This window comes from Paraburkholderia sp. (assembly GCF_034668105.1).
GTDB lineage: Bacteria > Pseudomonadota > Gammaproteobacteria > Burkholderiales > Burkholderiaceae > Paraburkholderia.
Genome location: NZ_JAXDPY010000631.1, coordinates 1 through 12,131, shown reverse-complemented (window position 1 = coordinate 12,131; position 12,131 = coordinate 1). Strand labels below are relative to the sequence as shown.

Here is a 12,131-nt window from a genome sequence, read left to right as displayed (position 1 = left end):
ATTCGCGCGTTCGTCGAACAAAGCGGCATTCCGTATCTGCCGATGTCGATGGCCAAGGGCCTGTTGCCCGACACGCACGCGCAATCGGCGTCGGCGGCGCGCTCATTCGTGCTGCAGGAAGCGGACGTTGTCGTGCTGATCGGCGCGCGTTTGAACTGGCTGCTCTCGCACGGCAAGGGCAAAACGTGGGGCGCGGCGCCCAAGCGCTTCGTGCAGGTCGATATTTCGCCGACCGAGATCGACAGCAACGTCGCGATTGCGGCGCCGGTGATCGGCGATATCGGCTCGTGCGTAGCGGCACTGCGTGCCGGTCTCGATGCGGGCTTCGCGAAACCGAACACCGAATGGACCGGTGCGATCGCCGAGCGCAAGAGCAAGAACCTCGAGAAGATGGCCGCCACGCTCGACAAGAACCCGTCGCCGATGAACTTCCACAGCGCATTGCGGGCGATTCGCGATGTCCTGAAGACGCGCCCGGACATCAACGTCGTCAACGAAGGCGCGAACACGCTCGACTACGCGCGCAGCATCATCGACATGTACGAGCCGCGCAAACGCTTCGATTCCGGCACGTGGGGAATCATGGGCATCGGCATGGGCTTCGCAATCGGCGCGGCGGTGACGAGCGGCAAACCGGTTGTCGCAATCGAAGGCGACAGCGCGTTCGGCTTCAGCGGCATGGAACTCGAAACCATCTGCCGTTACGAGTTGCCGGTCTGCACGATCGTGTTCAACAACAACGGCGTGTATCGCGGCACCGATGTGAACCCGACCGGCGGCAAGGACGTGGCGCCCACCGTATTCGTGAAGGGCGCGCGCTACGACAAGATGATCGAGGCATTCGGCGGCGTCGGCCACCACGCCACCACCCCGGCAGAGCTGACGAAGGCGCTGCTGGAAGCCATCGCATCGGGCAAGCCGACCTTGATCAATGCCGTCATCGACGAAGCGGCCGGTACCGAAAGCGGCCGCCTGACCAATCTGAATCCGCAAAGCGCGGCAATGAAAAAGTAATCCACAGCAACCACGGAGAAAAAAATGACCAAACCGCTCGAAGGTATCAAGATCATCGACTTCACCCACGTTCAGGCCGGTCCCGCGTGCACCCAGTTGCTGGCGTGGTTCGGTGCCGACGTGATCAAGGTTGAACGGCCGGGTTCAGGCGACGTCACGCGCAACCAGTTGCGCGACATTCCCGACGCCGACGCGCTGTACTTCACGATGCTCAACAGCAACAAGAAATCGCTGACGTTGGACACGAAAAAGCCAGAGGGCAAGGAAGTCCTCGAAAAGCTGATTCGCGAATCCGACGTGCTGGTCGAGAATTTCGGCCCGGGTGCACTGGACCGGATGGGCTTTTCATGGGAACGCCTGAACGAACTCAATCCGAAGATGATCGTCGCCTCGGTGAAGGGCTTCAGCGACGGCCATCACTACGACGACCTGAAGGTCTACGAAAACGTCGCGCAATGCGCCGGCGGCGCGGCCTCCACCACGGGCTTCTGGGACGGTCCGCCGACCATCAGCGCCGCCGCGCTCGGCGATAGCAACACCGGCATGCATCTGGCCATCGGTATTCTGACCGCACTGATAGGGCGCGACAAAACCGGCAAAGGCCAGAAGGTCGCCGTGTCGATGCAGGACAGCGTGCTGAACCTGTGCCGCGTGAAACTGCGCGATCAGCAGCGGCTGGAGCGTGTGGGCTATCTCGAGGAATATCCGCAATATCCGCACGGCGAATTCAGCGACGTGGTGCCGCGTGGCGGCAATGCCGGCGGCGGCGGTCAGCCGGGCTGGGTGCTCAAGTGCAAGGGCTGGGAGACGGATCCGAACGCATACATCTACTTCACGATCCAGGGCCATGCGTGGGAGCCGATCTGCAAGGCGCTCGGCAAACCGGAGTGGATCGACGACCCCGCCTACAAAACCGCGGAAGCGCGTCAACCGCATATCTTCGAGATCTTCGGCACCATTGAAGGCTGGCTCGCCGACAAGACCAAATTCGAAGCGGTCGACATCCTGCGCAAGTTCGACATTCCGTGCGCACCGGTGCTGACGATGAAGGAACTGGCCAACGATCCTTCGTTGCGCGCGAGCGGCACGATCGTCGAAGTGCCGCACAAGAAACGCGGCACGTATCTGACGGTCGGCAGCCCGATCAAGTTCTCGGACATGAAGCCGGAGGTCACCGCGTCGCCGCTGCTCGGCGAGCATACGGATGAAGTGCTCGCGAGCCTTGGCTATAGCAAGCAGGACATCTTCAACCTGCGCGAAATCAAAGCGGTTTAATGGTGGTACACCGCAGGCCCGTTGGTATGCCTGGGCCTGCGGATACGGCGCCCTTCAACGGGCGCCGTATCCCATTCAAGGATTTGCGTTTTACATTCAGGGAATGCCATGCAAACAGCCATCGACTTCGAGCAACTCGTCAACGCAATCGGCGATGCGATCATCATGTCCGATGCCGGCGGGAGCATTACGTTGTGGAATCCTGCCGCTGAACGCATGTTCGGCTTCACGCAAAGCGAGGCAATGGGAAAGTCGCTGGATCTGATTATTCCGGAACGTCTGCGCGGCCGCCATTGGGACGGCTATCACAAGACCATGGCAACGGGCGAAACCCGCTATGGCAACGATGTGCTGCGGGTCCCCGCCGTGCATAAAGACGGGCGGGCACTCTCGATTGCGTTTACGGTTGCGTTGCTGCATTCGCCGCAAAACGAACTCACTGGGATCGTCGCCGTGATACGCGACGAAACCAGCCGCTTCCAGGAAGATCGCCTGCTGCGCAAACGTCTTGCGGAGCTGGAAGCGTCCGCGCGCGCGTGAGCGCGCTATTTCGCACGGCTAGACAAGCATTCGTCGCGACAAGGTCGTCCGCGATTTATATCACAATGAAATATAATCATGACGAAGCGTTCTTTCGTTTCGTGAGGATTTGGCCTTAAGGTGTGGTGCCGTCCCACGTCACACCCGCCACTTTCCTATTAGAACTTTGTCCCGAGACGCCCTCATCCGCTGGTTTTCCAGCTTTGCCCCTCATCCCATGGCCGTCCGCTGGCCGGAACGCTTCAGATCGTGTCTCGGCGCATTGCTGGGAATCGCGTTCACGGGCGGGACCATGCACGTCCTGCTCGGACCGACGGCGAATATTCCGCTTCTTGTGGCGCCAATGGGTGCTTCCGCCGTGCTGCTGTTCGCCGTTCCTGCCAGTCCGCTTGCGCAACCGTGGTCCATCATCGGCGGCAATCTCGTCTCCGCTACGGTCGGCGTGGCCTGTGCAAGCTGGATCGCCGATCCGGTGGGCGCCGCCGCTCTGGCCGTCGCGCTGGCAATCTGTGCAATGTTTGCGCTGCGGTGCGTTCATCCGCCGTCGGGCGCGGTGGCTCTGACCGCTGTCCTTGGCGGTCCGGCAGTCCATGCGCTGGGCTACCGCTTCGTAGCCGAACCCATCGCGATCCAGTCGCTGCTGCTGTTGTGCGCAGCCGTCATCTATCACGCGGCTACCGGGCACCGGTATCCGCATGTCGCGCAGAACGCGGCCAAAGGCAAAGTGGCATCGGCGGCGGCGCCGAGCGAAGGTTTCACGCGCGCGGACCTCGAGGCGGTGCTGAACCGGCGCGGCGAACTGCTCGATATCGACACGGACGATCTGGAATCCCTGCTGCGCGACGTTCAGTTGCAAGCCTACGCCCGCACCTTCAATGAACTGACCTGCGCGGATATCATGTCGCGCTCCCTCCTCGCCGTATCGGCCATCACACGAGCTTCCGCCGCATGGAGTCTGCTGAAACAGCGCCGCATCAAGGCACTGCCGGTCACTGACGAAAAGCAGCACGTGATCGGCATCGTGACCCGCGCCGACCTGGTCGACAAACGCGCGTACAGCAGAGGGGCCGGTCTGTCGTCGCCCTTGCTACGGTGGTTCCGACGCAGCATCACGCCGGCGCCGCTGGTCGGCGCCCTGATGAACGTCGACGTTCATACCGTCGACGCCACCACGCCGATCGTCGAACTGGTGCCGGTGTTCGCGAACTACGGGCACCACCATATCCCGGTTCTGGACGCAAATCGGCGGCTTGCTGGAATGATCACGCAAGCCGACCTGATCGCCGGGCTGTATCGCCAGGCTTACGCTCAGCAAAAACATCGCGCGGCATAACCCGTGTCATGCACGCCGACGCTTAGGCATGAGCATAAATATCACGTCATGATATAATCCGCACTTTACCCCTGTGCACGGAACGCCGATGAAAACCCTCGCTCGCAACCTGACCAAGGCGGACTTCGAACAGCTGTCCGAGTTTCGCTACCAGATGCGGCGCTTCGAGCGCTTTTCCGAGCAGGCCGCCCAGGGCGAAGGCATTACGCCGTTGCAGTATCTGCTGCTTCTGCACATCAAAGGTTATCCGGAGCGCGACTGGGCAACCGTCGGCGAGCTTGCGGAACGGCTCCAGGCGCAGCATCACGGCGTGGTCGCGCTCGTGTCCCGCTGCGAGGCGCTCGATCTGGTCCGCAGACAGGTCAGCGAGACCGACCGCCGCCAGGTCGAGGTTCATTTGTTGAAAGCAGGCGAGCAGGTACTTGCCCGTCTCGCCCAGATGCACCGAGCCGAACTGAAGTCGCTCAAAGGTGCCTTTAACGTTCCTCAAATCGACTACTGAATCGCCATGAGTCTCGATTCCCATAAGCGCGATTTTTCCACCAACGCGCGGCTGCCCGGCATTTCCGCACTCGCCGCGGTGATTGGCGCCCTGAGCACGCTCGCGGCGTTCGTGCTGCTGAGCCTGATTCATCTGTTCACCAATCTGTTTTTCTTCCAGCAATTTTCGTTTGCGGACCGCTCGCCGGCCCTCAACACGTTGGGTATCTGGGTGGTGATCATTCCCGTGATCGGCGGGGTCATCGTCGGTTTCATGGCCCGTTACGGTTCGGAGAAGATCCGTGGTCACGGCATTCCTGAAGCGATCGAAGCCATCCTGTTCGGCAAGAGCCGCATGTCGCCGAAAGTGGCGATTCTGAAACCGCTGTCGTCCGGCATTGTGGTCGGCAGCGGCGGGCCATTCGGCGCGGAAGGCCCGATCATCATGACGGGCGGCGCACTGGGCTCGCTCATCGCGCAATGCGTGAAGGTCACGTCGGCTGAACGCAAGACGCTGCTGGTTGCCGGCGCCGCGGCCGGCATGACTGCGGTCTTCGGCACGCCGGTGGCGGCCGTATTGCTCGCGGTCGAACTGCTGCTGTTCGAATGGCGTCCGCGCAGTTTTCTACCGGTCGCGCTGGCATGCGCGGTCGCGGGCTTTGCGCGCGCGGCATTCTTCGGCACCGGGCCACTGTTTCCGCTTGAGACAGCGCCTCCAGGTGCCATGTCGCTGGTGTCCTGCGTGATCGCTGGGTTGATGTCCGGCGCGCTCGCCTCGGGTCTGTCCGCCGCGCTCTACAAGACCGAAGACCTGTTCGGCAAGCTGCCTATCCACTGGATGTGGTGGCCCGCGCTCGGCGGCCTCGTCGTCGGCATTGGCGGCTTTCTTGAGCCTCGCGCGCTGGGCGTCGGCTACGACGTGATCGGCGACCTGTTGCATCAGCACATTGCCCTCCAGATCGCGCTGGCGATCCTGGTCGTGAAGGCGGTGATCTGGGTCGTGGCGCTGGGCTCGGGCACCTCGGGCGGCGTGCTGGCGCCGTTGCTCATGCTGGGTGCGGGGCTCGGCGTCGTGTTCGGCCATGTGCTGCCGGGCGGCGAGCCTGCGCTGTGGCCGCTCGTGTGCATGGCGGCCACGCTCGGCGCCACGCTGGGCGCGCCGCTGACCGCCGTCGTGTTTGCGTTCGGTCTCACGCACGACAGCAACGCGTTGCTGCCGCTGCTCGCCGCGACGCTGGTCGCGCACGGGTTTGCCACGGTCGTCATGAAGCGCTCCATCATGACCGAGAAAATCGCCCGGCGCGGTTATCACATTTACCGGGAATACGGCGTCGATCCGCTTGAGCGCCACCACGTCGACGAGGTGATGTCGTGTACCGTCGAGACGATCGACGGCGATCTATCCGTGGGAGAGGCGCTGGAAACGTACTTCGGCACGACGCAGACGCATCGCGCCTATCCGGTCGTGCGTGAAGGCTTGCTGGCAGGCGTCGTCGATCGCGCGGTACTCGAAAAAGTTCGCGATGGCAAGACCGAGCATGCGCTCGACTCGCGCCTCGCCGATGTATTGCGCCACCGCTCCCCCGCTTTTGCATTGCCCAGCGAAACCTGCCGGCTCGTCGCAACGCGGCTGGCGGTGCACGGTCTCGAACGGCTGCCGGTGGTTGCCGATGCCGACACGTTGCAACTGATCGGCATTGTGTCGCGCAGCGATCTGGTCAAACCGTCTCTTGCTCACTTCGACGATGAGCACAACAAGGAGCGTTTCCGGCGCTTGCGGATCCACACCGGCGAGCGGCACTTCCCGCCGGTTCCTTGAGCGAACAGCCGGTCAGCGGGCGGTTGAAGTAATACGGGTGAACCATTCAGGGCCGCCCGTCATACGCTTAACGCAATGCATGACACCTTGCCCAACGCCCGCATTCAAGGCAACATCGCCTGCTTGATGGCGCGGTATCGAACCACACCGGCCACCCACATTCACGGAATGAATGCAGGCGAACCACGGCCGCTCAATGAAACGCTTCGAATTGCTGGCCAATACCATGGCCAACGAAATCCGCACGGGCAGCCGTCCCGCGGGCTCTCGGATGCCCTCGCTGAGACAGCTCACCACGCAGCACGGTGTCAGCCAGTCCACCGTGTTTCGCGCCTACTATCTGCTCGAAGAGTGGGGCTTGATTCGGGCACGCGAGCGCTCGGGCTATTACGTCGCGCCGGGCGCGGCGCTCGAACAACCTAAGACGCCACGCCCATCGCCCGCCCTGGAGTCAGCCAAAGTCGAAATCACCGATCTCGTCTTCTCGGTGCTCGAAGCGGCCAAACATCCCGATATCGTTCCGTTGGGCTCGGCATTCCCCTCTCCGCAACTTTTCCCACTGCAACGCCTCGCGAAATCGCTCGGACACGCGAGCCGGCTAATCAGTCCATGGAGCACCGTGGTTGACTTGCCGCCTGGCAATGAGGCGCTGCGCCGCCAGATTTCGTTGCGCTACATGGCGATGGGTATTGGCCAGCCGATGGAGGAAATCGTCGTCACGAATGGCGCACTGGAAGCACTCAATCTTTGCCTGATGGCGGTGACGCGACCGGGCGACGTCGTGGCGGTGGAGTCGCCCGGATTCTATGCGGCGCTGCAAGCCATTGAACGCCTCGACTTGCGGGCGGTGGAGATTCCCGTCGACCCGGTTGAGGGCCTCGATTTACAGGCGCTCTCGGATGCGCTCGACAAACATCCGATTCGGGCCTGCTGGTTCATGACCAACTTCCAGAATCCGACTGGCGCGGCCATGTCGCTGGAAAAGAAGCAAGCACTGGTCGAGCTTCTTGCCCGGCACGACGTGCCGCTCATCGAGGACGATGTCTACGGCGAACTGCACCATGCCCCAACATACCCGCTACCCGCCATCGCCTATGACAAGCAGGGCCTCGTGATGCATTGCAGTTCGTTTTCCAAGACGCTTGCACCGGGATACCGCATTGGATGGGTCGCGGCGGGCCGCTTCGCCGACAAGGTCCAGCGTCTGAAGTTGATGACCACTTTGTCGGCCAGCATTCCGGCCCAGGCGGGCATCGCGGACTATCTTCAGCACGGCGGGTACGACAAGCATCTACGGAAACTGCGCGGTTCGTTCCGCAGTCAACTGAGCGCGATGGATACCGCGTTAAACCGCTGGATGCCCGACGATTCGCACTGGACGCGGCCGTCCGGCGGCTATTTCCTGTGGGTTCGGCTGCCACCGCGCGTCGATGCCATGCAACTGCACCGTCTCGCGATCGAGCACGGTATCAGCATCGCGCCGGGACCGGTCTTCTCCGCGCGGCACGCGTTCCGGGACCACGTTCGATTGAATTTCGGCCATCCATGGAGCGACCCGATGGAGAACGCCATCAAGACGCTGGGCTCGCTGCTCGAACGCGCGAGCGAATGAGCGAATAAGCACCGCACGCCCTTTCCACGCTGCCGGCATGTTCGTGTTCATGTTTACCGGCCGATCCGCGGCACGGCTCAATGCGCGACGTTGATCGCAAGCTTCGCGAGCGCGAACAGCGTCGCGCCCAAACCGCCAGCGAGCACCACGGCGACGAACGGCAACAGCGGCAGCTTGACACCCACCATATCGGCCTGGTGCGACGCGCCACGACGGATGCCGAAAAAACTCCACAGCACGATTCGCGTCATCTTCAACAGGTTCATGGCATCACCTCTCAAGGCAGGATTGTTTCATCTCACGCGAGAGTTTGAGCCGGATGGCGCAGGCAAAAAAGCAGCAGCTGCAAACAATTCCAGCGCAGCAGTTTGCCCTGCCACTTCCGCCCGGTTACTCGCCGAAGCCGAAGTCGCAGCCGCATCCGCCATCTGCCATCTGCCATCTGCCATCTGCTAGCGCATTTTTCACGGCATCTGCTACTTTTCGGCGATCGCCGTTGCCTCTATCGTTCGCGCTAGACGACCGTTGGATTTTCCCCGAGCCGACGCCCAGACAAGCTATGCCGTAGATAAGCCGCAGACGCACCGGACCATGTACCAATACACCGAGTTTGACAAATCATTCGTGCGCAGCCGCGCGGCGCAGTTTCGCGACCAGCTCGAGCGCTGGCAGTCCGGCAAACTCAGCGAGGACGACTTTCGCCCACTGCGTCTGCAAAACGGATGGTATGTGCAACGGCACGCGCCCATGCTGCGTGTCGCCGTTCCGTATGGCGAGCTGTCGAGCGCGCAGTTGCGCATGCTGGCCCGGGTCGCGCGCGAATACGATGAGCCCGAGGCCGAGGTCTACAGGCTTGCGTCCGAGGCACAACGGCGGCTCGGCACCTTGCACTTGCCGACCCACTACGCGCACTTCACCACGCGCACCAACGTGCAGTTCAACTGGATTCCGCTCTCGAAAGCAGCGGATGTGATGGACCTGCTCGCGAGCGTCGACATGCACGGCATTCAGACCAGCGGCAACTGCATTCGCAACATTTCCTGCGACGAACGCGCGGGCGTTGCCCCGGACGAGATCGCCGACCCGCGACCGTTCGCCGAGATCATGCGTCAATGGACAACGCTTCATCCCGAGTTCGCGTTTCTGCCGCGCAAGTTCAAGATCGCGATCACCGGCGCGAGCGAAGACCGGGCCGCGACGGATTGGCATGACGTCGGTCTGCGGCTCCTGAAAAACGACGCGGGCGAGCTTGGCTTTCGGGTAACCGTCGGCGGCGGGATGGGTCGCACGCCGATGATCGGCACGGTGCTCCGCGATTTTCTGCCATGGCGGCAGATCATGAATTACATTGAAGCGGTAGTGCGGGTCTATAACCGCTACGGCCGACGCGACAACAAGTACAAGGCGCGCATCAAGGTTCTGGTCAAGGCCGAGGGTCAACGGTATATCGACGAGGTGGACGAGGAGTTCCGTCAGATCGTCGAACTCGACGGCGGTCCGCACACCATCCCTCACGCCGAGTTCGACCGGGTGAGCGCGTCGTTCATACCGCCGGCTCTGAAGAGCAGAACCCGCGAACGTGATGGGAACGTGCGCTCAGATTTGCGCGTACAAGCGGAACTCAATCCTCGTTTTGGCCGTTGGCTGCAGCGCAACGTGGCGCCGCACAAGGACCCTGCGCTGCGTATCGTCACGCTGTCGTTCAAGCGCCTGATGCAGGCCCCAGGAGACGCGTCCGCGGATCAGCTCGATACCGTCGCCGATCTGGCCGAGCGTTTTTCCGCCGCAGAGGCACGCGTCACGCACACGCAGAACATCGTGTTGCCATGGGTTCATGCCGACGACCTGTTCCTGCTTTGGAAGTCCGCTTGCGACGCGGATCTCGCAAGCGCAAACGTCCATCTGCTCACCGACATGATCGCCTGTCCTGGCGGCGATTTTTGCGCGCTTGCCAACGCCCGCTCGATTCCCATTGCGCAAGCCATCGCCGAACGCTACCAGGATCTGGACGAGCTCGACGACATTGGTGAAGTCGATTTGCACATCAGCGGCTGCATCAACTCGTGCGGACATCACCATAGCGGTCACATCGGCATTCTCGGTGTCGATAAGGATGGCGAGGAGTGGTATCAGGTCACGCTCGGCGGAGCGGACGGCAAACAGGCGAGTGGCGCTGCGCAACCGGGCAAGGTGATCGGCCCATCGTTCTCCGCCGCCGAGATTCCTGACGTCGTCGAGGCGATTCTTTCCACTTACCGCGATCTGCGCAGCACTGGCGCCACGCGGGAAACTTTTATTCAAACGCTAAGGCGCATCGGACTGGAACCGTTCAAGGCCGCAGCCAACGACGCCCGCTGCAAAGCCGAGGTCTCACTATGAAAACCGGCACGCTGAGAATTTTGACGACGTCGGAGCATCTCGCCGACGATGCCCATAATCCCGTTCAGCTCGCCAACGACGCCGACCCGGCGACACTCGGCGATCAGCTTGGAAGCATCGAACGCATCGACCTGCACTTTCCGCATTTCACGGACGGACGCGCATACAGTCAGGCTTATCTGCTGCGTCGCAGGCTGGGATTCAAGGGCGATTTACGCGCGACGGGCGATGTCCTGATAGACCAGCTCGTCCAGATGGAACGAACCGGCTTTTCCAGCGCCGTACTGAAAGAGGGCGTCGACCCGACCGACGCGAAACGGCAGTTCGAGCGGTTCCCCGGGTTCTATCAATAAGCGCGGGGCTCATCCGGTTTGCCTGATCCGTCAACGCCCGTCAGCGCCGATCAGCGCGCGTCACCGCCCGTCAATGCATCAACCGGCGTGTCCGTGACTGCCCTTTTCACTGTCGAGATGCGCCATCTGCGCCGCCGCGTAACGATCGCCCGCGGCAGCGCCGATCGGCACCACCCGCGCGATCTCGGCCAGATCGTCCGCCGCGAGCGTCACGTCGACCGCACCGAGCGCTTCAGCAAGACGATCGCGTCGACGCGCGCCAACGAGCGGCACGATATCGCTGCCTTGGGCGGCAACCCACGCAATCGCGATCTGCGCAACCGAGACGCCTTTTGCATCGGCCACCTTGCGCAGCGCATCCACGAGCGCGAGATTGTGATCGACGTTGTCCCCCTGAAAGCGCGGACTCATCGCGCGAAAATCGCCTTTGCCCGCGGCGTCCTTGCTCCAGTGGCCGCTGATCAAGCCGCGGGATAACACGCCATACGCCGTGACGCCAATGCCGAGCTCGCGGCACACCGGCAGTATCTCGTCTTCAATGCCGCGTGAAATCAGCGAGTACTCGATCTGCAGGTCGCTCACCGGATGCGCCGCTGCCGCGCGACGGAGGGTCGTCGCGCCGACCTCGGACAAACCGACGTGCCGCACATAGCCGGCCTTGATCATGTCGCCGATCGCCCCGACCGTGTCCTCGATCCGCACATTGGGATCGAGCCGGGCAGGACGGTAGATGTCGATATGATCGACGCCCAGCCGCTGCAGCGAGTAAGCGAGAAAATTTTTGACCGCCGCGGGACGTGCATCGTAAAGCGACCAGCCGCCGGCAGGATCACGCATGGCTCCGAATTTCACGCTGATGATCGCCGCGTCGCGGCGTGAAGGCGGCGCGCTTTTCAGCGCCTCGCCGAGCAGAATTTCGTTGTGGCCCGAGCCGTAGAAATCGCCTGTATCGAGCAGCGTGATGCCGGCTTCGAGCGCGGCGTGAATCGTGGCGATGCTTTCAGCGCGGTCGGACGGACCGTACATGCCCGACATTCCCATGCAGCCGAGACCGATGGCGGAGCTTTGCGGACCCGTCTTACCCAGTTGAAGTTGCTTCATCATGTTCCTCGCTAGTTGCGCCACACGCAGGGCGCTTGAGCGCAAGTATCGGCCGTTTCTGAACTACCCGAGCCGGACGCATATGCCGGCTCCGCTCAGGGCATTCGTCGACTTTATTCGCGCTTGATCCGCTTCAATCCGCTGCGACGACGTCGATTCGCAATGCTTCTCCACCGGCCGCAATCGCAAGCAAACGATCGACGTTCGGGTGCGCGCCCGGACGGT

At 62.3% G+C, this 12,131-nt stretch carries 11 protein-coding genes and 1 pseudogene; 9 read left to right on the top strand and 3 right to left on the bottom strand.

The annotated features are described in order from the left end of the window. The 7 genes from oxc to QOC89_RS27780 form a co-directional block, all read left to right on the top strand. The coding region (gene oxc / locus QOC89_RS27810) for an oxalyl-CoA decarboxylase (RefSeq protein ID WP_323047968.1) at positions 1-1,014 on the top strand (1,014 nt) is incomplete at its 5' end. Positions 1,015-1,038: 24 nt separating this feature from the next. Next, the gene (frc, locus tag QOC89_RS27805; RefSeq protein ID WP_323047967.1) at positions 1,039-2,289 is read left to right on the top strand and encodes a formyl-CoA transferase; all 1,251 of its coding nucleotides are present in this window, start codon (positions 1,039-1,041) and stop codon (positions 2,287-2,289) included. A 108-nt stretch (positions 2,290-2,397) separates the two neighbouring features. Then, positions 2,398-2,829, top strand: coding sequence for a PAS domain-containing protein (locus QOC89_RS27800; RefSeq protein WP_323047966.1), 432 nt, complete (start codon positions 2,398-2,400; stop codon positions 2,827-2,829). Positions 2,830-2,995: 166 nt separating this feature from the next. Further along, the gene (locus QOC89_RS27795; RefSeq protein WP_323047965.1) at positions 2,996-4,162 is read left to right on the top strand and encodes an HPP family protein; all 1,167 of its coding nucleotides are present in this window, start codon (positions 2,996-2,998) and stop codon (positions 4,160-4,162) included. A gap of 88 nt (positions 4,163-4,250) precedes the next feature. Next, on the top strand, positions 4,251-4,664 hold the full coding sequence (locus tag QOC89_RS27790; RefSeq protein ID WP_179740310.1) for a MarR family winged helix-turn-helix transcriptional regulator: 414 nt from the start codon (positions 4,251-4,253) through the stop codon (positions 4,662-4,664). A gap of 6 nt (positions 4,665-4,670) precedes the next feature. Further along, complete coding sequence (locus QOC89_RS27785) at positions 4,671-6,461, top strand: chloride channel protein (protein WP_323047964.1); 1,791 nt, start codon at positions 4,671-4,673, stop codon at positions 6,459-6,461. A 196-nt stretch (positions 6,462-6,657) separates the two neighbouring features. Next, entirely contained in the window at positions 6,658-8,073 is a 1,416-nt protein-coding gene (locus tag QOC89_RS27780; protein WP_323047963.1) for a PLP-dependent aminotransferase family protein, read from the top strand. A gap of 77 nt (positions 8,074-8,150) precedes the next feature. On the opposite strand, the gene QOC89_RS27775 is transcribed toward QOC89_RS27780, so the two are convergent. After that, positions 8,151-8,339 (bottom strand): DUF2970 domain-containing protein, encoded by a 189-nt coding sequence (locus tag QOC89_RS27775; RefSeq protein WP_323047962.1) that lies wholly within the window; start codon positions 8,337-8,339, stop codon positions 8,151-8,153. A gap of 325 nt (positions 8,340-8,664) precedes the next feature. On the opposite strand from QOC89_RS27775, the gene QOC89_RS27770 reads away from it, so the two are divergent. Next, on the top strand, positions 8,665-10,452 hold the full coding sequence (locus QOC89_RS27770; protein ID WP_323047961.1) for a nitrite/sulfite reductase: 1,788 nt from the start codon (positions 8,665-8,667) through the stop codon (positions 10,450-10,452). Beyond that, positions 10,449-10,805, top strand: coding sequence for a DUF934 domain-containing protein (locus QOC89_RS27765; RefSeq protein WP_323047960.1), 357 nt, complete (start codon positions 10,449-10,451; stop codon positions 10,803-10,805). Before QOC89_RS27770 ends, QOC89_RS27765 begins: the two co-directional genes overlap by 4 nt. A 78-nt stretch (positions 10,806-10,883) precedes the next feature. On the opposite strand, the gene QOC89_RS27760 is transcribed toward QOC89_RS27765, so the two are convergent. Beyond that, the gene (locus QOC89_RS27760) at positions 10,884-11,906 is read right to left on the bottom strand and encodes an aldo/keto reductase (protein WP_323047969.1); all 1,023 of its coding nucleotides are present in this window, start codon (positions 11,904-11,906) and stop codon (positions 10,884-10,886) included. A gap of 133 nt (positions 11,907-12,039) precedes the next feature. Further along, positions 12,040-12,131: pseudogene (locus QOC89_RS27755) on the bottom strand (DUF2322 domain-containing protein); the annotation flags it as partial.